The organism is Shewanella litorisediminis (assembly GCF_016834455.1).
Lineage (GTDB): Bacteria > Pseudomonadota > Gammaproteobacteria > Enterobacterales > Shewanellaceae > Shewanella > Shewanella litorisediminis.
Genome location: NZ_CP069213.1, coordinates 3,971,657 through 3,995,858 on the forward strand (window position 1 = coordinate 3,971,657; position 24,202 = coordinate 3,995,858).

The 24,202-nt window shown below is 57.0% G+C and carries 23 protein-coding genes; 14 read left to right on the forward strand and 9 right to left on the reverse strand.

Annotated elements, in window-relative coordinates; translation table 11 throughout:
* Positions 1-4 precede the first annotated feature (4 nt).
* Together JQC75_RS17595 and ovoA are read left to right on the forward strand one after the other, a co-directional pair.
* A complete protein-coding gene (locus tag JQC75_RS17595) occupies positions 5-637 on the forward strand; it encodes a Type 1 glutamine amidotransferase-like domain-containing protein (protein WP_203325307.1) in 633 nt (210 codons plus the stop codon).
* A 225-nt stretch (positions 638-862) separates the two neighbouring features.
* Positions 863-2,992 carry a 5-histidylcysteine sulfoxide synthase gene (ovoA, locus tag JQC75_RS17600; RefSeq protein WP_203325308.1) on the forward strand — a complete coding sequence of 710 codons (2,130 nt, stop codon included), beginning with the start codon at positions 863-865 and terminating at the stop codon, positions 2,990-2,992.
* Between the two features lie 61 nt (positions 2,993-3,053).
* On the opposite strand, the gene JQC75_RS17605 is transcribed toward ovoA, so the two are convergent.
* A complete protein-coding gene (locus JQC75_RS17605) occupies positions 3,054-4,601 on the reverse strand; it encodes an AbgT family transporter (protein ID WP_203325309.1) in 1,548 nt (515 codons plus the stop codon).
* A gap of 215 nt (positions 4,602-4,816) precedes the next feature.
* Here JQC75_RS17605 and ppnP point away from each other — a divergent pair, with 215 nt between their 5' ends.
* From ppnP to glnG, 4 genes are all read left to right on the forward strand, one after another.
* On the forward strand, positions 4,817-5,125 hold the full coding sequence (gene ppnP / locus JQC75_RS17610; RefSeq protein ID WP_203325310.1) for a pyrimidine/purine nucleoside phosphorylase: 309 nt from the start codon (positions 4,817-4,819) through the stop codon (positions 5,123-5,125).
* Between the two features lie 101 nt (positions 5,126-5,226).
* Positions 5,227-5,763 carry a DUF4124 domain-containing protein gene (locus JQC75_RS17615; RefSeq protein WP_203325311.1) on the forward strand — a complete coding sequence of 179 codons (537 nt, stop codon included), beginning with the start codon at positions 5,227-5,229 and terminating at the stop codon, positions 5,761-5,763.
* A gap of 126 nt (positions 5,764-5,889) precedes the next feature.
* On the forward strand, positions 5,890-6,936 hold the full coding sequence (glnL, locus tag JQC75_RS17620) for a nitrogen regulation protein NR(II) (RefSeq protein WP_203325312.1): 1,047 nt from the start codon (positions 5,890-5,892) through the stop codon (positions 6,934-6,936).
* A gap of 18 nt (positions 6,937-6,954) precedes the next feature.
* Complete coding sequence (gene glnG, locus JQC75_RS17625) at positions 6,955-8,367, forward strand: nitrogen regulation protein NR(I) (RefSeq protein ID WP_203325313.1); 1,413 nt, start codon at positions 6,955-6,957, stop codon at positions 8,365-8,367.
* 66 nt (positions 8,368-8,433) lie between these two features.
* Here glnG and JQC75_RS17630 read toward each other — a convergent pair whose 3' ends face one another.
* The 5 genes from JQC75_RS17630 to JQC75_RS17650 form a co-directional block, all read right to left on the reverse strand.
* The gene (locus tag JQC75_RS17630) at positions 8,434-8,979 is read right to left on the reverse strand and encodes an outer membrane protein (protein WP_203325314.1); all 546 of its coding nucleotides are present in this window, start codon (positions 8,977-8,979) and stop codon (positions 8,434-8,436) included.
* A gap of 242 nt (positions 8,980-9,221) precedes the next feature.
* A complete protein-coding gene (locus JQC75_RS17635) occupies positions 9,222-9,599 on the reverse strand; it encodes a SirB2 family protein (protein WP_203325315.1) in 378 nt (125 codons plus the stop codon).
* A 210-nt stretch (positions 9,600-9,809) separates the two neighbouring features.
* Positions 9,810-10,379: a porin family protein gene (locus tag JQC75_RS17640; protein ID WP_203325316.1), complete on the reverse strand. Its 570-nt coding sequence runs from the start codon at positions 10,377-10,379 to the stop codon at positions 9,810-9,812.
* Between the two features lie 181 nt (positions 10,380-10,560).
* Entirely contained in the window at positions 10,561-11,430 is an 870-nt protein-coding gene (gene fieF / locus JQC75_RS17645; RefSeq protein ID WP_203325317.1) for a cation efflux pump FieF, read from the reverse strand.
* Between the two features lie 124 nt (positions 11,431-11,554).
* Positions 11,555-12,046: a Spy/CpxP family protein refolding chaperone gene (locus JQC75_RS17650; protein ID WP_203325318.1), complete on the reverse strand. Its 492-nt coding sequence runs from the start codon at positions 12,044-12,046 to the stop codon at positions 11,555-11,557.
* 197 nt (positions 12,047-12,243) lie between these two features.
* On the opposite strand from JQC75_RS17650, the gene JQC75_RS17655 reads away from it, so the two are divergent.
* Positions 12,244-12,930, forward strand: a complete 687-nt coding sequence (locus JQC75_RS17655) for a response regulator (RefSeq protein ID WP_203325319.1) — start codon at positions 12,244-12,246, stop codon at positions 12,928-12,930.
* On the forward strand, positions 12,927-14,288 hold the full coding sequence (locus tag JQC75_RS17660; protein WP_203325320.1) for an ATP-binding protein: 1,362 nt from the start codon (positions 12,927-12,929) through the stop codon (positions 14,286-14,288). The genes JQC75_RS17655 and JQC75_RS17660 overlap by 4 nt, the downstream gene beginning before the upstream one ends.
* 2 nt (positions 14,289-14,290) lie before the next feature.
* Here the strand turns inward: JQC75_RS17660 and JQC75_RS17665 are convergent, their stop codons facing one another.
* Positions 14,291-16,099, reverse strand: coding sequence for a sigma-54-dependent Fis family transcriptional regulator (locus tag JQC75_RS17665; RefSeq protein WP_203325321.1), 1,809 nt, complete (start codon positions 16,097-16,099; stop codon positions 14,291-14,293).
* A gap of 274 nt (positions 16,100-16,373) precedes the next feature.
* On the opposite strand from JQC75_RS17665, the gene exaC reads away from it, so the two are divergent.
* From exaC to trmL, 6 genes are all read left to right on the forward strand, one after another.
* On the forward strand, positions 16,374-17,894 hold the full coding sequence (gene exaC / locus JQC75_RS17670; protein ID WP_203325322.1) for an acetaldehyde dehydrogenase ExaC: 1,521 nt from the start codon (positions 16,374-16,376) through the stop codon (positions 17,892-17,894).
* 167 nt (positions 17,895-18,061) lie between these two features.
* Complete coding sequence (locus tag JQC75_RS17675; RefSeq protein WP_203325323.1) at positions 18,062-19,117, forward strand: XdhC family protein; 1,056 nt, start codon at positions 18,062-18,064, stop codon at positions 19,115-19,117.
* On the forward strand, positions 19,114-19,725 hold the full coding sequence (locus JQC75_RS17680; RefSeq protein ID WP_203325324.1) for a nucleotidyltransferase family protein: 612 nt from the start codon (positions 19,114-19,116) through the stop codon (positions 19,723-19,725). Before JQC75_RS17675 ends, JQC75_RS17680 begins: the two co-directional genes overlap by 4 nt.
* Positions 19,726-19,728: 3 nt before the next feature.
* Entirely contained in the window at positions 19,729-20,184 is a 456-nt protein-coding gene (locus JQC75_RS17685; RefSeq protein ID WP_203325325.1) for a (2Fe-2S)-binding protein, read from the forward strand.
* Positions 20,181-22,433: a xanthine dehydrogenase family protein molybdopterin-binding subunit gene (locus tag JQC75_RS17690; RefSeq protein ID WP_203325326.1), complete on the forward strand. Its 2,253-nt coding sequence runs from the start codon at positions 20,181-20,183 to the stop codon at positions 22,431-22,433. The genes JQC75_RS17685 and JQC75_RS17690 overlap by 4 nt, the downstream gene beginning before the upstream one ends.
* A 110-nt stretch (positions 22,434-22,543) precedes the next feature.
* On the forward strand, positions 22,544-23,008 hold the full coding sequence (trmL, locus tag JQC75_RS17695; RefSeq protein ID WP_203325327.1) for a tRNA (uridine(34)/cytosine(34)/5-carboxymethylaminomethyluridine(34)-2'-O)-methyltransferase TrmL: 465 nt from the start codon (positions 22,544-22,546) through the stop codon (positions 23,006-23,008).
* 6 nt (positions 23,009-23,014) lie between these two features.
* Here the strand turns inward: trmL and JQC75_RS17700 are convergent, their stop codons facing one another.
* A complete protein-coding gene (locus JQC75_RS17700) occupies positions 23,015-23,599 on the reverse strand; it encodes a hypothetical protein (RefSeq protein WP_239002042.1) in 585 nt (194 codons plus the stop codon).
* Positions 23,535-24,110 carry a hypothetical protein gene (locus tag JQC75_RS17705; RefSeq protein WP_203325328.1) on the reverse strand — a complete coding sequence of 192 codons (576 nt, stop codon included), beginning with the start codon at positions 24,108-24,110 and terminating at the stop codon, positions 23,535-23,537. The genes JQC75_RS17700 and JQC75_RS17705 overlap by 65 nt, the downstream gene beginning before the upstream one ends.
* Between the last annotated feature and the right edge of the window lie 92 nt (positions 24,111-24,202).

The following is a 24,202-nucleotide window of genomic DNA, read 5'->3' on the forward strand; positions in this document are numbered from 1 at the left end:
AAAGATGTCGCTGCTGTTACTGAGTGATACCCACGCTGACGAAATTCGGACCTGTCTGGGCAATTGGTTGGCCTCCATCGGTGACAACCCCAGCGTAGGCTATCTGGCCTCAAGCGCCGACCCGACACGGGAATACTTTCAGCCCATCGTCGAGCTCTACGACAGCCTTGGGGCACAGATAACCGCCTTCGCCGAACCTATCCACGGGCCGGACTGTGAGTTGTACGACCCGCTGTTTGCCTGCGACATCATTCATCTGTGCGGTGGCAACACGTTTGAGTACCTGCACCATCTTGGTGCAAGCGGTCTGGATGCACGCCTGAAGGCCTTCGTGGCCGCAGGCGGCCACCTGGTGGGCGTCAGCGCCGGTGCTGTTCTTATGACCCCGGATATCGCCTCGGCCACCTACTGTGGCGACGAGCCGGTAGTGCCGTTTCAGGTAACTGAGGGCCTGGGGCTGGTGACCTTTGGGGTGATCCCCCATGTTCAGGATAAAGCAGCGCTGGCGGCCAGGCTCCAAACCAACGAAGTGCCCCTGACCACAGCCCTGTATTTAATGGCAGACACAGATGCCATCGAATTCAGGGACGGTCAGCTGCATACCACAGGTACACCGACTCTTATTGCACCGGAATAACCTGGGCAGGGTGACGCCCCCAACTCGTGATGCTCGCCATTAGGCCACAGACGCCTGGGAATGCGCTGATTAATGACTGAGCGATGAAAGCCATTGCCGGCATGCAAGGTCTATCAGGCTGATCCGCACATCGATTCTGGCCGTAATGCCAAGCTGTCATTCTCAGCATTTATTTTGATTGGCACACATGCCAACAGCAAAATCCGCTCCGGGGAAAAACTTGCCATGGAACTTCTGACTGCACCACCCACACCCTTGCTCAGCGGCGAGGATATTCACAGTAAACGCGCTGAACTGAAAGCCTATTTCCAAAACAGCTGGACCCAGTATGAATCCCTGTTTTCCCTTATCGCCAATGACGATGCGTACTTTAAAAAGGCCGAGCCACTGCGCCATCCGCTGATATTCTACTTCGGCCACACCGCCACCTTTTTTATCAATAAACTCAAGCTGGGCAAATACATAGACGAGCGCATCAACGACCATTTCGAGTCTATGTTCGCCATTGGCGTCGATGAGATGTCCTGGGACGATTTAAACGACGCCCACTACGACTGGCCGCAGGTGGATGAGGTACGTGCCTACCGCAATACCGTGCGCAGCCTCGTCGAAGGGCTTATCGATACCCTGCCACTGGAGCTGCCCATCAGCCAGCAAAGTCTCGCCTGGGTCATTTTGATGGGCATAGAACATGAGCGCATTCACCTCGAAACCTCCTCGGTGATTATTCGCCAGTTACCCCTTAAAGATGTGAACGCCTCAGCCAACTGGCCCGAATGCACCGATCATGGTGAGACGCCGGATAACCCGCTTATTCTGGTCAAAGGCGGCGATATCAGCCTTGGCAAAGCCGATGACAACCAAACCTATGGCTGGGACAACGAATACGGCCATCGCCATCATCGCATCAGCGACTTTCGCGCCAGCGAAAAACTGGTGTCCAACGGCGAGTTTATGGCCTTTGTTAAGGCCGGTGGCTATCAGGAGCCCAGGTGGTGGAGCGACGAAGGCAATGCATGGCGTGAGTATTCCCAATCCGGGATGCCGCGTTTTTGGCGACTTCGCGACGGCCGTTGGTATCAGCGCAACCTCTGCAGCGAAATTCCCCTGCCGCTCAATTGGCCGGTGGAAGTGAACCAGCTCGAAGCCAAAGCCTTTTGCAACTGGAAGGCGGCGACTACGGAGCGCAGCATTCGTCTGCCCACCGAGGCCGAGTGGTATTGGCTCAGGCGCGAGCTGGAAGGCGATATGACCACCATAGGTGCCGCGCCTGCGTGGCGGGAAGTGCCGGGTAACCTTAATCTGGCCCACTATGCCTCGTCCTGCCCGGTGAACCGCTTCCGGCAGGGACGTTTTTTCGATGTGGTGGGCAATGTGTGGCAGTGGACCGAGACACCTATCGATGGCTTCCCCGGCTTTGCGGTGCACCCGCTGTATGACGATTTCTCCACGCCCACCTTTGATGGAAAGCACAACCTCATCAAGGGTGGCAGCTGGATTTCCACCGGTAACGAAGCCATCGCCTCATCGCGTTATGCCTTTCGCCGCCACTTTTATCAGCATGCCGGTTTCCGTTATGTGGAATCCAGCCAGTCACCGGACGAGGGCGTGAAGGTGAATTTGTACGAAACCGACGAACTGATTTCCCAGTATCTGGAATTCCATTACGGCCGCGAGTATTTCGGCGTGGCCAATTTCTGTGTCAAAGGGGTGCAGGAAGCGCTGGCCGAGATTAACCTTGAGCGCCACGCCAGGGCGCTGGACATCGGCTGCTCCGTGGGCCGGGCCAGTTTTGAGCTGGCACGCCATTTTGATGCCGTGGACGCCATCGATTTCTCCGCCCGCTTTATCCAGCAGGCCTATGCACTTAAGGAACAGGGCGAAAAGCGTTACACCATTCGCACCGAAGGCGATCTTGTTGAATACCGCACCGCGTCGCTCGCAAGCCTCGGCTACAACGAGGTGAAGCACAAAATCGACTTCCTGCAGGGTGACGCCCTTAACTTAAAGCCCCGTTTCAGTGGCTATGACTTGGTGTACGCCTCAAACCTCATCGACAGACTGAATGAGCCAAAGGCGTTCCTTGAGCAAATCCACAGCCGCATCAATGCGGGAGGCTATCTGGTGATAGCCTCGCCTTACACCTGGCTTGAGGACTATACCCCCAAGGCCAACTGGCTGGGCGGTATCAAGGTGAATGGTGAAAACTTCACGACACTCGATGGCCTCACCGAAACGCTTATCCCCCACTTCGAACTGGTAGCGGTGAAGGAAGTGCCCTTCGTCATTCGCGAGACAAAACGCAAGTTCCAGCACAGCCTGTCGGAAATGAGCATTTGGCGTAAACGCCAGTAAGTTTCTGCAGCTAAAAAAACGCCCGCAATTGCGGGCGTTTTTATTGGTAAGCTTGCGTTGCTTACAGGCCGTAGGTGTAGCTCGCCTGCAGACCCAGCGGTAAACCCAGGGCCCAGTACAGCAGCAGGAAGGCGGTCCAGCCCACCAGGAACACCACCGAGAACGGCAACATCATGGCAATCAGGGTACCTATACCGGTGTTTTTCACATACTTCTGGCAATACACCACCACCAGCGGGAAGTAAGGCATCAGTGGTGTGATGATGTTGGAGCCTGAGTCGCCCACCCGGTAGGCCGCCTGGGTCAGGTCGGGGGAGATATTCAGCTGCATCAGCATGGGCACAAAAATCGGCCCCAGCAGCGCCCACTTGGCCGAACTTGAGCCCACAAACAGGTTCACAAAGGCGGTGAGGAAGATGATGCCGACTATGGTCACGGCACTGGGCAGCGCCAGCGCCTTGAGCACCTCGGCACCTTCAATAGCCAGCAAGGCCCCAAGATTGGACTGGCTGAAGGCGGCGATAAAGAGCGCACAGAAGAAGGCCATGACGATGTAATAGGCCATGCTGCCCATGGACTTGGACATGGCATCTATCATGTCCTTGCTCTTTTTGAAGGTACCCACATAGAAGCCATACACGGCGCCAGGGATCCAAAACAGCAGAAAAATCAGCGGCACTATCGATTGCATCAGGGGCGCACTGAAGTCAGACAGATTGCCGCTCTTGGCCCTTAAGGGAGAATCCGCCGGGCTCGCCGCCAGATACAGGAGCACCAGTCCAGCCACCATAACAGCCACGGCCAGCAAGAAGCCCTGCTTCTCCCGCGGACCGGCCTCATCGAATCTGGGCAGGTTGGAGGTATCGCCATCGATAGGGGTGTTTGCCAGACGCGGTTCAATCACCTTGTCGGTGAGATACCAGCCCAGCAGCACAATCAACAAACTGGATGCCGAGGCAAAAAACCAGTTATTGAGCGGGTTGATGGCAATTTCCGGGTCGATGATTTGCGCCGCGCTCTGGGTAAAGCTTTGCAGCAAGGGATCCAGCCCCGAGGGCACAAAGTTGGCGCCAAAACCGCCGGACACCCCGGCAAAGGCGGCAGCAATGCCCGCCAACGGATGGCGACCCATGGCATAAAAAATTACCCCCGCAAGCGGAATCACCAGCACGTAGCCCGCGTCTGTTGCGGTGTGGCTGACGATGGCAATCAGGATGATGGAGGGAGTCAGCAGCTTGGCCGGCGTCACCTTGAGCATCATCTTAAGGCCGGTATTGATAAAGCCCGAGTGCTCGGCAACCCCAACCCCCAGCATGGCCACCAGCACCACCCCCAGTGGGGCGAAAGAGGTGAAGGTTTTCACCATGTTGGCCAAAAAGCCCGCCAGCGCATCACCGGTCAGCAGGTTATGCACCACTATCGCCTCGCCGGTGCGGGGATCGATGGCGCTGAATTCAAAGCGGGAAAATACAGCCGACAGCCCCCAAATCAGCACCATGGCCAATAAAAATATCACCGCCGGATCCGGCAGCTTATTTCCGGCCTTTTCGATGCCATTCAAAAATTTGCCAAGGAGGCCTCCCTCCCTGGTCGCCGTGCTTGTCTCCATGCTCTTGCTCCCTTTATTGATTTTGGTTTTGGTAAATTAACCCATCATCCTAAAACAGGGGAATGAAATACAACTTAAGGAAGCCGATTTTACCGGCCCAAGGCGGTCGCCCCCCTGGCCAAAACATAGTCCGAATACAGCATCAAATTATTCATTGGCCTGGAAATGCGTTGCCCTTTATATTCGAGTAATCGCAGCTAAAGGAGAGTAAAACTATGAAGGTTTTGGAAAACGTGAACGTCGCCCTCAAGGCCAATGTGTATTTTGACGGTAAGGTCACCAGCCGTGCCATTTACGTTGGCGGAGAAAAGCAGACTATCGGCGTGGTATTACCGGGCGAATATAAGTTTTCCACCACTCAGCCTGAGCAGATGCAGGTGATAAGCGGCACCTTTGAGGTGTTACTGCCGGGTGAGAGCCAGTGGCAAACCTTCGCCGAAGGCAGCACCTTCAATCTGGATGCCGATGTCAGCTTCTCGATTCGCGCATCCGAGGTAGCAGAGTATCTTTGCAGTTATCTCTAACGCCATATTTATCCGTCGGCGTGCAGAAAGCCCCTGATTTTGGCGACTTTCTGCGCGCAAAACGCTATCTTTAGTCAGATGTGAAACCACAGGATAGGCTTATGCGCACCTTTACCCTTTTTGGCCTGCTGGCCCTGAGTTTAAGCGTTCAGGCAAATGTCTATAAATGGGTCGACAAAGACGGCAAGGTTCATTACAGCGATAAACCCCAGCCCAATGCCGAAGTTGTCGAACTGAAAGAAACTTCAGCAAATCAGATTCGTTTGGATGTGCCTGCTGCCGTGCCCAAAGCAGACACCCAAGTCGAAGCCATCGAATACGAGATAACCATTTTGACCCCTGAAGCCGACGAAACCATTCGCAGCAACGAGGGCAAATTTGAGGTTACGGCCACGGTCACGCCGGAAAAACCGGCCAATGCCCTGTGGGTGCTGCGCATCGATGGCAAGGTGTGGGGTGACGCGATGGACGTGCCTTTATTCCGGGTCAGCGAACTGGACCGGGGTGAACACAGCATCGAAGTGCAGCTGATTGCCCGAAATGGCAAACCGATTGCATCCAGTGGCAGTAGAACCCTGTTTTTGCACCGTACCAGCGTGTTGCAGCAACCCAAGGCGGTTCCCGTTTCGGGCAATTGATAAAATAAAAATAATTATAACAATAAGTTAATCAAACCCAATTCACGCCAAAGGCCACTGCTGACACTTGCGGACTGCACCATATTGGTGCACCATATTGGTGCAGACCCAGTCAGGAAAGGCCCGATGGATACTCAAAACCTGCTCAATCACCTGGTGACCGCTGTACTGGTCATAGACTCAGGTCTAAAACCCTGTTTTGCCAACGCCGCCGCCGAGCAGTTACTTGGCACCGGCAGTCATCGCCTCAGCGAACAGGCCCTGACCGATATTTTTCAGTTGCAGGAAGTGGCTGCCACCATCCTGGCCGACGCGGTGCGTCAGGGACTGGGACTGACGGTTAACACCGCCAGCCTGGTGACCTTTGACGGCCAACACCACACAGTGGACCTCACCCTGATCCCACTGGAAAATGAACCCGGCCTGAGTTTGCTTGAGCTGCGTCAGGTGGATCAGCAGCGCCGCATCCACCAACAACTGACCCAGGATGCCCAGCAGCAGGCAGCGCAGTTTCTGGTGCGTAATCTCGCCCACGAGATCAAAAATCCCCTTGGCGGCCTGCGCGGGGCCGCGCAATTGCTTGCACGCGAGCTGGACGATGAATCGCTAAAGGAGTTCACCACCCTGATTATTGAACAGGCCGACCGCATGCGTGCCCTGGTCGATAAACTGCTGGGGCCGCAAAAACCCACGGCGCATTTACCCCACAACATCCATGAAGTCGCCGAAAAGGTGATAAAGCTGGTTGAGCTGTCCACACCCACCAACATCCGTGTTATCCGGGACTATGACCCATCCATTCCCGACATAGATTTGGATGCCGATCAGATGCAGCAGGCGCTGCTCAACATAGTGCAGAACGCGGTGCAGGCACTGGAAGACGGTGGGGGCACCATCACGGTGCGCACCCGCACCAGCCATCAGGTCACCATAGGCGCCCAGCGCCACAAGCTGGTGCTGATGCTGTCTGTGATTGATGACGGTCCGGGGATACCACCTGAGCTGATGGATACCCTCTTTTACCCCATGGTGACCGGCCGGGAGCAGGGCTCGGGGCTGGGCCTTTCCATTGCCCACAACATCGCCAGGCTTCATGGTGGCCGCATCGACTGCGACTCAAGCCCCGGTCACACCCAGTTTGTGCTCACCCTGCCCATCAAAACCGGAAAATAGGACCCAAAAGGAGACTGCATGAGTATCAGTGAACAGGTTTGGATCCTCGACGACGACAGCTCTATCCGTTGGGTGCTTGAAAAAGCCCTCAAGAGCGCGCGTATCACAAGCGCCAGCTTCGCGGCGGCCGAGTCGCTGTGGCAGGCATTGGAGTTATCGCAGCCTCAGGTGATAGTGTCGGACATTCGCATGCCCGGCACCGACGGTTTAACGCTGCTCGAGCGCATCGGCCTGCATTACCCCCATATTCCGGTCATCATAATGACGGCGCACTCGGACCTCGACAGCGCCGTGGCCGCCTATCAGTCCGGTGCCTTTGAGTATCTGCCAAAGCCCTTCGATATCGACGAAGCCATCGCCCTGGTGGAGCGGGCCCTGACCCACGCCAGTGAGCAGGCACCTCAGGCCCATGCCAGCGAACCAGTCAAGACGCCGGAAATCATAGGTGAAGCCCCGGCGATGCAGGAGGTGTTTCGCGCCATTGGCCGCCTGTCACGCTCGTCCATCAGCGTGCTCATCAATGGCCAGTCAGGCACGGGTAAAGAATTGGTGGCAGGGGCACTGCATAAACACAGTCCCCGCAAGGACAAGCCCTTTATTGCACTGAACATGGCTGCCATTCCCAAGGACCTGATTGAATCTGAGCTATTTGGCCACGAGAAGGGCGCCTTTACCGGTGCCGCCGGTGTGCGTCAGGGCCGCTTCGAACAGGCCAACGGCGGCACCCTGTTTTTGGATGAAATCGGCGACATGCCGCTGGATGTGCAAACCCGGCTGCTGAGGGTACTGGCCGATGGTCAGTTTTACCGTGTGGGTGGCCACTCGCCGGTACAGGTGGACGTACGCATTATTGCTGCCACTCACCAGGATCTGGAGCGACTGGTGCAACAGGGCCAGTTCCGGGAAGACCTGTTCCACCGACTGAACGTGATCAGGGTGCATCTGCCGCCGCTTCGAGAGCGCCGCGAAGATATCCCACAATTGACCCGCCACTTTTTGGCCGCTGCGGCCCGTGAAATCGGGGTTGAAGCCAAGGTGCTGGCCAAAGAAACAGCCACAAAGCTGCAGCAGCTGCCCTGGCCCGGTAACGTGCGCCAACTTGAAAACACCTGCCGCTGGCTCACTGTGATGGCCTCGGGGCAAGAAATACTGCCACAGGACCTGCCGCCGGAGCTCTTCAAGGACCCGGTTGTCAATCATGCTGGCGCCATGGTGGCCGGTGATTGGGAAAGCGCTCTCAGAGAAATCGTCGACAGGCGTCTCGGAGAAGGGGAATCGGATCTGCTGGCCGATATGCAGCCCACCTTCGAGCGCATCATGCTCGAAGTCGCGCTCAAGCACACCCAGGGCCATAAACAAGAGGCCGCCCGCCGCCTCGGCTGGGGCCGCAATACCCTCACCCGTAAACTCAAAGAGCTTGAGATGGATTAACAGGCTGTTGGACGCTATGAAAAAGGGACGCTGCAAGCGTCCCTTCTCGTTTAACGATGAGCAGGCTCAGAAGCGCCAGTGCAGGCCCACGCCATAGTGATCCATGCGCGTGTTGGCGAAGTAGTTGTTCAGCTCATCGTGCTCTGGCTCGATTTCGCTGAATTCATAAAACACCCGCATGGCCAGGTTGCTGGAAAAACTGATGTCTACCCCGGCACCAAGCAGGTAGCCCGTGCCCTGATAGTCATCGTCCAGGCTGTCATCACTGGCGATAACCTGATACACCACACCACCCTTGAGGTAGACAGTCACAGTTTCGCTGAACGCATGGCGTACCGTCGGCGCGAAGGTGAGCCCCACGACCTGTAAGTCGACGCCATCGATAAAGCTGTCGGTGCCAAACACGCTGGCCTCGACACCAAAACTCTGGTTGAAGTTGTAGCCACCATAGGCACCCAGGCCCCAGGCTGACTCATCGAAGGGGCCAATTTTGTCATCGAGGTTGGTATTGCTGACGTAGCCACCGGCGTAAAAACCGAGATCTTTGGCGGCAAAGGCGGGCGCGGCTGCACCAAGCAGCATGGTGGCAATAAGCAGAGGTTTGAGTTTCATCGTGTTCCCTTTTTGTATGGTCGCGGTGCTCTCAATGCCGGTTATCAAAGCCATGGGGTTGAAGCCGATAACCTGAACTCATTGAAAAGCCGCCAACATCCTTGATTGTTGGTCGCTATCTTAACGGCAAACTTTCGTTAACAGAAGTAAGATTAACGCCCTGCTGGCTTCCTTTCGAAAAAACCACAATAAAGGCCCGCAAGCGGGCCCTGTTTTAAGCGTAATAGCCGCCAGCGATGTGCTTAGCCAAGCAGCAGTGCACTGTGGCTCTTGGCAATAATCATCATCAACACAAAACACACAGATGCCGCGCCGGTGAGCACCAGGCGCTGATTTTTCGGCGCTTCAGGCCGGATAGCGCCAATGCCAAGGCCCACATAGAGTACAAACAGCACCAGCTTTTCGGTGAGCCATGCCTGAGCAACAGGATACATGCCCAGCAGCAGGCACAGCGCTATGGCACTGAGCAGCATCAGCAAGGTAATGATTTTATGGGCTTTAAGCGCCAGAGTCTGTTTCAGCATGGCAGGTTTTTTAATCCCCCAATAGGTTCTGAGCAGTAAGCTGGCAAAGGCAGTAAAAGCCAAAATAATATGAGCTTTCAATAAGATGGGGTACATGACTTTCCTTTGTTATGAATATTGAAAAACGCTCGTTTAAATTAGCTGATGCCGATGTGAACAAGCCATGATCTGCGTCAAATATTTAAAACACTTGTGAATAAAATCACATCAAAGAAAAGCCAACTTGGTGGCACAGAAAGCAAAAAAGGACGCCGAAGCGTCCTTATCACACCGTCCCTGAACGGGACTTTCACTGCGGCACAGGCATCAGAACTGGTAGTGCAGTCCCAAAGAAATCTGGGAAATCTTCACGTTGTCGATTTCGCCATTGTAGTATTCGTTGTCAAACCAAAAACCACTGTCGTCCAAATCACCACGGGTTTCATCGTAGCTCAATCGCAGGTTCAGTTTTTCGGTCAGCGCAGCGTTAACGCCTACCCCCCAGGCCACACCCCAACCTGTGTAATCAGCATCGAATGGACCATAGTCCACCACCACGGCCATGGAAGCCACACCCACCTTGGCAAAGGCGGAGAAGGTATCATTGAAGTGGTAAGTAAATTTTGGGGTAAAGGTCAGAGCGCCGGCCCCCATATCGACTCTCTCTTCGCCCAGATCGCCACTGGCAAACAGGTTGGCTTCCAAACCAAACCATTCGTTGAAGTTGTAGCCGCCGTAAGCACCAAAACCCACGCCATCGGCAGAACCATCACCATCGCCGGAGGCCTTTACCTGATTGATGGCACCACCCACATAAAAACCCGTTTTATCGGTTTCTGCCATGGCACCTGTGCTGGCGATGAGTGCGGCCAGGGCCGCCAGTTTCATTTTGTTCATTGGATTTCCTTTCACGACATTGCTGGAGTAATGCCGGAGAATATCGTCGAAGTCTGCTGAACAATTGCTGAATGTATCAATACGTTAAGAAAAACTTATTTCGCAACCGTAAACCGGGTTAACCCAAGGTTTCCAGGCTGGGGAGCAAAACACACCGAGACCACATCCACTAACACAGGCGTTACACAGGATCCTGGTGAATGATGATTTCCGCCTCGGGGAAAGCCGTACGAATACGCGCAGCGGTCTTATCCGATAAACGGTGCGCCTCGCGAAGCGGCAGATCACCGTCCAGTTCCAGGTGCAACTGAATAAAGATGGTCTGACCGGCCTGACGGGTTTTGAGGTCGTGCACCCCTCTTACCCGGGTATCCTCTTGAGCAAGGGTGACTATGGCGCTGCGTCTTTCCTCATCTAACTCTCTGTCCAGCAATGCCTGAATCGAGCGGTACCCCAGCCCAAAGGCTTGCTGGCCGATATAAAGCGCTATCAGCAAAGCGAACAGGCCATCGGCCCACCAGAGTCCATACTGCGCCAGCACCAGGGCGAGCAGCACGGCGCCGTTCAAAAACAAATCCGATTTATAGTGCAGTGAGTCGGCCTCCACCACAGTGCTGCCGGTGGCAGCCAGCGCCTTTTTCTGCAGGGTCACCAGGGCAAGCGTGAGCACAATGGCAATGGCGGATACCCAAATCCCTACAGCCGCATGCTCCAGCGGCGCCGGACTCAGGAGTCGTTCTCCACCGTGAAACAGCAGCAAAAAAGCCGAGCCCAAGATAAACGCCGATTGTGCCAGAGACGCCAGCGGCTCTGCCTTACCGTGGCCATGCCTGTGCTCATCGTCTGCAGGCGTCAACGCATAGCGGATAGCAATAAAATTCACGATGGAGGCAAGTGCATCGGCAAAAGAATCGGTCAGCGACGCCAGCATACTGGCCGAACCCGACCACAGCCAGGCGAATAGCTTAATCAGAATCAGGGTAAACGCCGTCGCCACCGCAGCGCGGCTGGCAAGCTTGACCCAGAAGGCATAACTTCTTTCAACAGACATAAAAAAGAACCACACAAGGCAGGTGGTTCTCTTATAACAAATTTTGTACGGCTATGCCCGTTCGGGGTCGGGAAACGCGAGCCGGAACATGGCTCCGGCCTGTCAGGCTAAGCTGTACCCTGGCTTAAAACGCTTCCTGGCGTTCTTTGCGACGCTCTTCCCGCTCGGCTTTGCGCTCGTCAAAGCGGGCCTGAAACCTGGCTTTTTGCTCAGGCGTCAGCAACTGATACATCTGATGCTGCAGCTTCATGGACTCCAGTGCACGGGCCTCGCCCATGGCCTGACGTTCGGCAATCAGCGCCTTGGCCGCCGCTTCATCGAAGGTGGCTGCACTCATCAAAGCTTTCATTTTTTCATGATGAGCCGTGCGGGCGGCATCATCTTTGTCGTCGCGCTGGGCTTTACGCTCGTCTTTGTGGGCCTTCATCAGCTCACGGAACTGGGTCTTTTGCTCATCTGTCAGATCCAGGCCACGGAACATATGGCGCATATTGTCCATCATGGGGCGACCTTCATGGCCTCCTTCATGGTGGGGATTGGCCATGGCCACACCACCGAGCAGGGCACTGCCGGCAACCAGCGCAATAAGACCACGCTTTATCATTAACTTGTTCATATATCACCTCATTGTGATTGTTAGGACTTGTGTGTTTCGACAGTTCCCAGTGTATTGTGGTCAATGTCAACGAGGGTGCCGGGCGGGTAAAAAAGTGTAAAGATGGTCGGCGCCGGCTTCTTTACACAGACTTACAAAGGTAAAACACCCATTGACGTACAGCTGGTTATACTGGGAATCCTGATCCCGGAGGTTAAATGAATCACTTGTTGCTTGTTGATGACGATCCAGGTTTGTCTGAGCTGTTAAAAGAATTACTGGAGCTGGAAGGCTTTGTCCTCACCCTCGCCCACGATGGTGCCGAAGGACTCAGCAAGGCCGTCAGCAGCCACTTTGACCTGATACTGCTGGATGTGATGCTGCCTAAATTGAATGGCTTTGAAGTACTTAAGCAGCTGCGCAACCACAAGCAAACGCCGGTACTCATGCTCACCGCCCGCGGCGATGATATTGACCGGGTCGTGGGGCTCGAAATAGGTGCAGATGACTACCTGCCCAAACCCTTTAACGACCGCGAGTTGGTGGCCCGTATTCGTGCCATTTTGAGACGGGCCCAGCCGGGTACGCCACAGAGTCAGGCCCAGGAAGAGATACAACTTGGTGACCTGAAGTTGGACCCGAGCCGCCAGGAAGCCTGGTGCGCCCAGACCCTCATCAACCTCACAGGTACCGAATTCGCCCTGCTGTTACAGCTGGCCTCCCAGGCTGGCGAGCTGGTCAGTAAAGAAACCCTGAGTGAAACCGTGCTCGGCAAACGCCTTATGCCCTTTGACCGCAGCCTGGATATGCACCTGTCGAACCTGCGCAAAAAGCTGCCCGAGCGCAGCGATGGCCGCCCGAGGGTTAAAACCATTCGCGGCAAGGGATACATCTGGCTCAAATGAACACCCAAACCCTGCCCAATCGACTCTTCATCAAGCTGCTGCTCGGCTTCTGGCTGTGCAGCTCTGTGGTGCTCGTTGCCGTGGGCAGTTTGCCACTGCTGCAACAGCGTCAGGAGTCCGCCCCTGTCCCCCACGAGCTGCAACAGAGGCTGGATAAGATTGCCAGCGCGATAGAGCGGGAACCAGAACTGATGGAGCCCGAACGGATGCGGCGCTGGGAGCGGTCGCGTCATGCCGATGGCATGCCTATGCGGCTTTTTATTGCCAATGAAGAAGGCCGCATCCTCGGTGAGCGCCAACCCCGCACCCTGCGCAAATTTATTCTGCTCGCCGAAGAAGCCGAGCGTCCCATCATGTATCAGTTTCGCGATGAAATGGTCTTTGGTCCCAGGGTTTTCAAGGTTGATGGCAAGGAGTATCGCCTCTATGGCCGGGTACCGGGGCAGCATCCCAGGCCGCTGTTTTTGTTTTTTATCGAGCACAAACTGCTGACTCTGGGACTGGCGGTACTGGTCTCGGGCCTCCTGTGCGGCCTGCTGGCCTGGCACCTTGGCAGGCCCCTTAAGGTCCTCAAACAGAGCGCCGATGCCCTGGCCCGTGGCGACCTTGGCAGCCGGGTCGATGCGGCCACCCTGAATCGCCGCGACGAACTGGGCCAGCTTGGCCACGCCTTCAATGCCATGGCCGAAGCCATTGAGCAACAGGTTAACAATCAGCAGCGATTGATGGGGGATATCAGCCACGAGCTTCGCACCCCGCTGACCCGGCTGCAGCTGGCGCTGGCACTGGCACGCAAGCGCGGTCAGGACAGCAATGAGCTTAGCCGTATTGCCCACGAGGCCGAGCAGCTCGATGCCCTGATAGCCGAACTGTTAACCCTCTCCCGGGTGACCATGGGCGCCACCGAGGCCAAGGTGGACTCAGAACTAGCCGAGACCCTCGGTCAGGTGCTTGATGATGCGGAATTTGAAGCCAATGAGTGCGGAAAGGATTTGCTCATCGAGATGGACGACAACCTGCGCTTAAGTCACAACCCCAAGTTGCTGGCCCGTGCGGTGGAAAATTTGCTCCGTAACGCCATCCGCTACGCCGGGCAGCAAGTCAGTCTCACAGTGACAGACTCTCAGGGCCAGGTGGAAATTCAAATCTGCGACGATGGCCCGGGGGTCGATGAAGCCGAGCTCGAGGCCATCTTCCGCCCCTTTTACCGCACCGATAAGTCCCGCGAGCGCGAAAGCGGGGGCTGGGGGCTGGGCCTTGCCATTACCGCGGCGGCCATCGAAGCCCAGGGCGGCAGTATCAGCGCCCAAAACCGACCCGCCGGCGGCCTGTGCGTGCACATTCGCATGCCCCGCTAGCGTTAACTGTCTGTACGCCTCAGGCTTCGGTAGATCAGGTTGCGGCTTACCCCAAGGCGGCGGGCCGCTTCACTGATATTGCCGCCGCACTCGGCGAGGGTTGTCTGAATGCGAGCATCAAGCTCGGCCTTAAGGCTTGATTCTGAGGCCGATTGGGTGCTTTCCGAATGCGCCCTGTCCAGACAACAGGGACGAGCTTGCATCAGCACCCGCCGGTGGGCATCACTGAGATGGGCCTGATTCAGCTCGCACTCCCCCTCTGCCATCAGGCAAGCCACCTGCATCAGGTTATCCAGCTCCCTGAGGTTACCCGGCCAGCTATAGGCCTCAAGCAACGTCAGTAACTGCGGACACAGCTGCTGCTCATCTCCCGGCGGGTTCACCCGGTACTGGCGGTGAAGCTTATGGATCAGCCGTGACTTATCGGCACGCTGCCTCAGTGGCGGCAAGCTGACCTGCAGGCCGTTGAGACGAAAGTACAAATCTTCGCGAAAACGGCCATGGCGCACCATATCGGCCAAATCCATGTGGGTGGCGGCCACCACCTGAATATCCACTCTGTGGGTTTTAAGCCCGCCTACCGGGGTCACTTCCCGCTCCTGCAATACCCGCAAAAGCCGCCCCTGAGCCGCCAGCGACAACTCGCCAATTTCATCCAGAAACAGAAAACCGCCGTCGGCCTGACGCACCTTGCCAAGGTGCCCCTGACGGGAGGCACCGGTAAAGGCGCCGCCCTGATAACCAAAGAGCTCGGCTTCAATCAGCTCGGCCGGCAGGGCGGCACAGTTTACCGCCACCAGCTCACCATCGAGTCGACTGTCCTGATACAGCTGACGGACGAAGTGTTCTTTACCGACCCCGGTTTCGCCCTGCACCAACAGCGGGATCTTGCGGCTAATTACCTTGCGTGCCTGCTGCCAGGCAGTTTCGAGCTGAGGGTCATGAAAGCGCAGCGGTTTAACACCATGCAAACCGTTGGTTTTATTAATTTTAATCGGCAAGGCGCCCTTGTTGATCGCCGAGGTAGCCAGATGCAGCTCACCCCGGGGGCACAGCGCCTGCTGAGACTGCCAGTTATCACCCAACAGCTCCCCCAGCGGCATCCCGGGCGACGCGCCGCCCAGATACTGGCGTGCCATGGGGTTAAGTCCAAGCAAGCGGCCATCATCATCGGCAATCAGGATGCCCTGCCAACCGGAACTCAAAAGCTGACGGCTGGCCGCCAAATCTACCCGAAAGCGGCCACCGGGCAGCGCGCACAGAAGCGCGGTTTCTATCTGCTGCGCCAGGCTGGAGATCAAAAGCAGTGTTTGTTGATTGTGCTTGAGCCTTTCAGAAGTGATATCGAGGGCGCCAATCAGCTCGCCGGACGGCGAAAAAATCGGGCTGGCGGTGCAGCTCATAAAACGGTGGGGGCGGCAAAAGTGCTGCTCACCCACCACGGAGAGGGCTTCTTTAGCCCTGAGCGCTGTGCCTATGGCATTGGTGCCCTTGTGCTCTTCGAGCCAATTCACGCCGCAGTCCAGCGCCACATTGGCCAGGCGGTCTGAGTAGCGCGACAGCCCCCAGTGGCGCAGCACAAAACCGTCGGCGTCTGACAAAATCAGTCGGCTGTCGGTGTGGGACATGAGACGGGTAAACAGCGGCAGGGCTTCGGATTCCACCTGCGTGATGAGCTGACGGTGACGCTCACAGCGCTCGTCCAGCTCGACCCGGGAGAGTTTGAGCTCACCGGGACGGGTTTCGCTGAGACCGGCACCTTCACTGCGGCGCCAGGAGTCGGCAAGCCAGGGCTGAATGGCAGATTTCATCTGTATGCTCCTGTGTTCCATTTCGGCACAGCCAATCAAACAACTGTACCAAGGCGCAACAATACGACTTCGGTCGCCAGGCCAATCCCTCGGCCGACCCGCAGCTGCGTATATTCGAAAATAAGCTTTTCATCATACTGTTAGGTCGAATTGGCGACAAGTTGAACAATTATGGCCCATCCTTTGCGATAGAGGTTGTTCACCGACTGGCTGATTGCACCGTCGGAACAATCACAACAACAAGACTCTCTCAACAGCAAAAAAGGACAAGCAGATGATTTACAGCGCTCCGGGCACAGCGGGTGCCATCGCTTCATTCAAGGCCAGATACGACAACTTTATCGGCGGCAAATGGGTGCCCCCCGTGGATGGCGAGTACTTCGATAATGTCTCGCCAGTAGATGGCAAGGTGTTTTGCCAGGTGGCTCGCTCAGACTATCGCGACATCGAACTGGCACTGGATGCCGCCCATGCCGCCAAAGACAGCTGGGGCAAGACTTCGGTCACCGAGCGCAGCAATCTGCTGCTCAAAATTGCCGACCGGGTCGAGCAGCACCTCGAGCGCCTGGCCGTGGTGGAAACCTGGGAGAACGGCAAGGCGGTGCGCGAAACCCTGAACGCCGACCTGCCTTTGTTTGTTGACCACTTCCGCTATTTCGCCGGCTGTATCCGCGCCCAGGAAGGCAGCGCCGCCGATCTGGATGCCAATACCGTAAGCTACCACTTCCCCGAGCCTTTGGGCGTGGTTGGGCAAATCATCCCCTGGAACTTCCCACTCTTGATGGCAGCCTGGAAAATCGCCCCGGCGCTGGCGGCGGGTAACTGCATCGTGCTCAAACCTGCCGAACAAACGCCTGCGTCCATTATGGTGCTGTTGGAGACCATTGAAGATCTGCTGCCACCGGGCGTACTCAATGTGGTTAACGGCTTTGGCACCGAGGCCGGAGCGGCCCTCGCCACCAGCAAGCGCATCGCCAAGCTGGCCTTTACCGGCTCCACGGAAGTAGGTAACCATATTCTCAAGTGCGCCGCCGAAAACCTCATTCCCTCAACGGTCGAGCTCGGCGGAAAGTCGCCGAATATCTACTTTGCCGATGTGATGAGCCACGAAGACAGCTATCTGGACAAGGCCATCGAAGGTATGTTGCTGGCCTTCTTCAACCAGGGCGAAGTGTGTACCTGCCCAAGCCGGGTACTGGTGCAGGAATCCATTTACGATGCCTTTATCGAAAAGGTGCTGGCCCGCGCCAAGACCATACGTCAGGGCAATCCACTGGATACCGACACCCAGGTGGGGGCTCAGGCGTCCCGCGAGCAGTACGACAAGATTTTAGGCTATCTGGACATTGGCCGCTCTGAAGGCGCCAAGGTGTTGATGGGCGGCCACATCAGCCTGCAGGACGGCCCCGAAAAAGGCGGCTATTACATTCAGCCCACCATCCTCAAGGGCCACAACAAGATGCGGGTATTCCAGGAGGAAATCTTCGGCCCCGTGGTGTCGGTCACCACCTTTAAAGACGAAGCCGAAGCACTCGCCATTGCCAACGATACCCAGTATGGCCTGGGGGCCGGTGTCTGGACCCGCGACATGAACCTTGCCCAGCGCATGGGCCGCGGCATTCAGGCCGGGCGGGTATGGATTAACTGTTACCACGCCTACCCCGCCCACGCCGCCTTTGGCGGCTATAAAAAGTCAGGCATCGGCCGCGAGACCCACAAGATGATGTTGTCCCACTACCAGAACACCAAAAACCTGCTGGTGAGCTTCGACACCAACCCATTGGGCTTCTTCTGATCCCGTTTGGTCAACTGCACCAACCCACTCTCGACACCCCGGCCTTGGTCGGGGTGTTGTCTATTGGGGGTTTGCACGAGAGAAACATTTGGCAAAACTTAAGCGCCTTCTAAATTCGGGTACCTTTTGCTAGGGTAAAACTTTATGCCAACAGGATGCAGGGACAGATGGCCAACCGTTTGGATTCACTCTTGGATGCCTGGCGCAGTGACCCGGATGCCGACTGGATGCTGGCGGTGATTGCTTCGGTGGAAGGCAGCGCCTACCGTAAATCCGGCGCCATGATGCTGTTTCACCCCTCGGGGCCGAGCCTTGGCATGTTGAGTGGCGGCTGCCTTGAGGCTGACCTTCGCCGTCAGGCGCAAAAAGCATTGGCCGGAAACTGCGCTGTGCTTGGCCGTTACGATGCCAGAGACGAAACCGACGCCAGTTACCGCCTAGGCTGCGGCGGCCTTGTGGATATACTGCTGCTGCCCCTGACCAGGGCCAATCATCGTCTGCAATTCGCCGCCATGGCAGAGGCGCTGGCCAGCGGCAACCGAGGCTTTTGGTGCCTTGAGCTGCCGCCAAACCGCGCTCCGGCCGATGATCTTTGCGCCCACTTTTATCTTGAGCCAGAAGCCCCCTTCCCGGCAGCCGACTTCTCCCGCCCCGGCCGACTCGTTTCAGGCAATCAAACCGGGCATACATACGAGCAACAAACTGAACAGCTGATAGTCCCTGTGCGCCCAAGGCCCCATCTGGCCATCTTTGGTGGCGGTATGGATGCCAGACCACTGGCACAAATGGCGCGTCAGCTTGAGTGGCGCATCAGCATAGTCGACCCCCGCACCAGCTATGCCCGCCCCTGCGACTTTGAAGGCTGTGAATTGCTCAAAGCCGAAGCCGATGCGCTCTCCCCAGAGTTTCTCGCCAGTATCGACATGGCGGTGGTGATGCATCACAGCCTGGAGCTCGACGCCGCTATTTTGCCCAAACTCAGCCCCTTGCCGCTTAAGTATCTCGCACTCCTTGGGCCGCGCCACCGGGGCGAGAAACTGTTAAACACGGCAGGCATGGGCTGGGAGGATTTTTACTGCCCACCGGCAAGCCCCGCCGGAATAGACTTGGGCGGTGAACTGCCCGCCGACATCGCCCTGTCGATACTCGCCGCCTGTCAGGCAAGCCTGCACGGCAAACTCACGACATGCGCCCGCAAGCCCAACAACGGAGGCCCTGGATGAAACTCTTGCCAGTCCTGTTGGCCGCAGGCGGCTCACGCCGCTTCGAAGGGGTCAAGCTCGCCATGCCCCTGCCGGGTGGCACTACCCTGCTTGGCCGCAGCTTTGATGCACTAAGCCATGTGCGCAGCAGCTGCGATACCCAGATTCTGCCGGTGCAGGTGTGCCTGGGTGGCCACGCCAACGCACTGAGACCTCTGCTGCCCTCAGACACAGTGATTATCCCCTCGCCCCATTGGCAATTGGGCCTTGGCCACAGCATCGCCGCTGCCGCCAGTGCGGCGCTAGGCACAGACGCAGACGCCTTACTGCTGGCGCTTGCCGATCACGCGCTGCTCTGCACGCAAGACTATGAGTCCCTTATTCAAAGCTGGCAGGAGTCGGGTAAAACCACCGCCTCCTGGTATCTGGATGCCCCCGGCGCACCGGCGATTTTCAATCGTGCCGACTTTGGTGAGCTGACACGTCTTTGTGGCGACAGAGGCGCCAAGGGGCTTTTGAAATCATTGCAAAAACAACAACAACTGGGATGGATGGCGCTGCCCGGCGCCAGCATCGATATAGACACCCGCGCCGATTTCGGGCGCTTTGTGAGCACAAGGAGCCAGTGAACCATGACTTCACTTAAGATCAACGGCCGTTTGTTTACCCTGGACGCCGATCCCAAAATGCCGCTCTTATGGGCGCTTCGGGATCTGATGGGCTTAACCGGTACCAAGTATGGCTGCGGCGCAGGGCTTTGCGGCGCCTGCACAGTGCATGTGGACGGCGAGCCGATGCGCGCCTGTCTCACCAGCATCCAAAGCCTGGAAGGCAAATCGGTGACCACCATCGAGGGCCTCGCTGACGACAAGCTCAAAGACAGCTGGCGCCGCCACAAGGTGCCCCAATGCGGTTTTTGCCAGGCAGGCCAACTGATGTCAGCGGCGGCTCTGGTGAGTAAGCATCCTCGCCCCAGTGACAGCCAAATAGACGAAGCCATGGCCGGTAACCTTTGCCGCTGCGGCACCTACACCCGGATCCGCGCCGCCATCAAGGACTATCAGGGCAAGCAGGAGGCCAAGTCATGAGCAAGTTTACTGCCATTGAAAACTTCAGTCGCCGGGATGTGCTCAAGCTGTTTGGCGCCTCGGGTGGCGCTCTGATGCTGGGAGCCTCGGGTCTCGGCTGGAGCCCCATGCTCGCAGCGCAAACCGCCGCCTTTGGCGAAGAGCAGCGCCTCAACCTCTTTATCGCCATCGGCGAAGACAATCGGGTGTACCTCACCTGTCACCGCTCTGAAATGGGCCAGGGCATACGCACGGGCATTCCTCAGATTCTGGCCGACGAACTGGAAGCCGACTGGGACAAAGTCGTGGTGGTACAGGGCCTCGCCGACAAACGCTACGGCAGCCAGAACACCGACGGCAGCCGCAGTATCCGCAAAGGCTTCGACAAGATGCGCGAGATGGGCGCCATGGCAAGACACATGCTGGAGCAAGCCGCCGCCGAGCGCTGGCAGGTACCCCTGAGCGAGGTCTATGCCAAGGCCCACGCGGTGCATCACAAAGGCAGCAATAAACGCTTAAGCTATGGCGAGCTCGCCATGGCCGCCGCCAGGTTGCCACTGCCAGATGCCAACACCCTCACCCTCAAAACCCCTGACCAATTCACTCAAATCGGCAAGGGCCACACCATAGTCGACATGGACGACATGCTGGGTGGCCGCGCCATCTATGGGGCCGATAACCGCCCCGAAGGCTTGGTGTATGCCGTGATTGCCCGCCCTCCGGTGTTTGGCAGTGCGCTTGAGTCCATGGATGACAGCGCGGCCCGCAAGGTGGCCGGTGTGCTGGATATAGTCCCCTTGCCCGTGCCCAAGGGCGCGCCGGCGTTTCAGCCGCTCGGCGGCGTGGCAGTGGTGGCCAGCAATACCTGGAGTGCGCTTGAAGGCAGAAAAGCCCTCAAGCTCAGCTGGAGCAAAAGCGCCAACGACAGCCATAACAGCAAGACGTATCTCGATACCCTCAAACAAAGGGTGCAGGAGCCCGGGAAAGTGGCCCGCGAGCTTGGCAGCCAGCCTGCAAGCTGGCCAGAAGCGAGGACTGTCAGCGCCACTTACACAGTGCCCTATCTTGCCCATGCGCCCATGGAGCCACCGGCGGTGATTGCCAGCGTCGATAAAAACGGCTGCGAGCTGTGGGCCAGCAGCCAAACCCCCCAAAGCACTCAGCAAAATGTGGCTGGCATGCTGGGTATTGATGAAGACAAGGTGAAGGTGAACGTCACCCTGCTCGGTGGCGGTTTTGGCCGCAAGTCCAAACCGGATTTCAGCGTTGAAGCGGCGTATATTTCCAGCAAAATCAACAAACCTGTGCTGGTGCAGTGGAGCCGAGAAGATGAGATAAGAAACGGTTACCTGCACGCCGTCAGCGCCCAGTACTACCAGGCCTGCATTGATGACAAGGGCAAGGTGCAGGCGATATTGTCGCGCACTGCCTTCCCCTCCATTGGCAGCACCTTCGATGCCGCCGTGGACACACCGCAGCCGTTCGAACTGGATTTGGGCTTTACCGATATCCCCTGGGACATTGGCGCCGTGCGCTGCGAAGCCGTGAAGGCCGAAACCCACACCCGCATCGGCTGGTTAAGGTCGGTGAGTAACATTCAGCACGGCTTTGGGGTGGGCAGCTTTGTGGACGAACTCGCCATTGCCAATGGTAAACCCTGCACCGCCCAGTGGAAGGAACTGCTTGGCAAAGCGCGGATTGAAAACTTTGCCAATCAAGGCTTTGAGTATGGCAACTATGGCGAGGAACTGAGCCGTCATCCGGTGGATGTGGGACGCTACCTTAAACTGATTGACCGCGCCGAAGCACTGATGGCACAAAAGCCGGCGGGCAAAAACGAAGGCTGGGGCTTTGCCATTCACCGAAGCTTTGTTGCCTATGCCGCCGTGGCCATTAAGGTGCATCTTGAGGGTGACAAGCTTACCCTGGTGGATGCCATCGCGCTGATGGACGCCGGCACCGTGGTCAATCCCGACCGGGTAGCCGCCCAGATGGAAGGCGCCGTGATGTTTGGCTTAAGCCTCGCGCTCTTTGGCGAAATCGATTTCGACAAGGGCGCCGTGACCCAGTCCAACTTCCACGACTATCCACTGCTGCGCCTGCCCCAGTGCCCGCCTATTTCGACCGAAATCATCGCCTCCAGTGCTGTGCCGGGCGGTGTGGGGGAACCCGGGGTACCCCCGGTGGCACCGGCACTGACCAATGCCATAGTGGCAGCCGGCGGTGAGCGTTACCGCGAGCTGCCATTGGCAAAGCACCTCAAACTCTAAGCTGCTGCCGTTTCATCCAGGCTCCCAGTCATGCTGGGGGCCTGTTTTTTTGGGCGCCACTGCCCGGCTTTGTTATACTCCCGCCCAACGTAATCCGGATGCCAGTTCCCATGTTCCACATCGCCCTCTATGAACCCGAAATCGCCCCCAACACGGGCAATATTATTCGCCTGTGCGCCAACAATGGCTGCGAGCTGCACCTGATTGAACCTTTGGGGTTTGATTTGGAAGAGAAAAAGCTGCGCCGAGCCGGGCTGGATTACAGTGACATGACCCGGGTCACCCGCCATAAAGACTTCCCAAGCTTCCTTGAGGCCATGGCAGGCCGGCGCATTCTGGCCTGCACCACCAAGGGCAGCCGACCTCACACCGAGTTGGCGTATCAGGCTGGGGATGTACTGCTTTTTGGCCCCGAGAGCCGGGGGCTGCCCATGGACATTATCAACTCGGTACCCACCGGGCAGCGCCTGCGTATTCCCATGGTGGAATCGAGCCGCAGCCTGAACCTGTCCAACGCTGTTGCCATCATCAGCTACGAAGCCTGGCGCCAACAGGGCTTTGGCGGCGCCGGCTGATCAAAGTCAGTTAACCGGATGGCTCTCACTCGTTGATAAGGCCGGTAACGGCTGCAAGGATAGCCCCCGATAGAGCATGTACTGCTCAATATCATCATCGAGAAATCGGGATTGTTGCAGCCACTGCCAACCCTGGTCTTTGGGCTCAAACAGCAGCTGGATAAGGGCGGGACGTTCATTCACCACGCCCTCGCCCAGCAGGGAATAGCCGCCACTGCGACGATAGAGGCTGAACTCCTGCCCCTTGTCTTCGGTAACGCCATTGAAGTAAGTCAGCAGTACTCTGTCTCCCTGACGGCGAAACCACCAGGTTTCACTGTTGGAGAAACGCGCCCCCGGGCTGACGCTGAAGATAAGCTGCTGGCGATCGGCACTGCACATGGCCTGGGTGGTTAACGACTTGGGCGACTCACCGGGGCGGGCACCCGTGCCCTGCCACTGTCCGGCAAGGCTGGTGCACCAATCGGCAAAGGGCATCTCAGCCGCCGCCAGCGGCAGCAACGCAGACAAGGCACAGAGGGCAGAGCTAAAAGAGTTCGATATCGTCTTTGCGGTAAAGATGTTCATCCCGATACAGCGCCAAGGCTTCATGAAGTGGCATACCCTGAAGCACAAGATCGAACATTTTACGTTCACATTCAAGGGAGTATGTGGATTTAATCTGTTTTTGCACCCGCTGCCATTCCTCACCCTGCAAGCGCTTTTTATCATCACAGAGCAAATCTTCCGTGAGGGCAAGCCCTGTCACCACATGCTGCAGCCGCTGGGACAGGCGGTCGTAGAATTGAAATGCCACCACACCCTTGTCGATTTCGGTTTCCAGCATAATGCCGTGCTTAATAATGTCTTTTGGCGTATCTGGCTGATTGGCAAGGTAAAGATTCACCTGCCGCAGGTGCGACGCCATGTCGGTAAATTGCTGCCCCAATCCGGTCACATTGTATTCACCATCCGTGAGGGTCAACTCTATCTGGGCGATGGAAAGCAGCAGTAACTTGACCGTTTCCTGCACATGCAGCCAGTCCGCTTCTCCCAGCAAGGCCGCTTCCAGACTCTCCATTGACAGCGAATCTTCATCTTGGGCATGTTCTTGATTTTTCATGACCTTCTTCCATTCCTTCTTGGTCCGGACTGAATCCCGGCCACATTCCGACTGCAGCCGCCACCTCGAAATTAAGTGTAGAACAGATAACG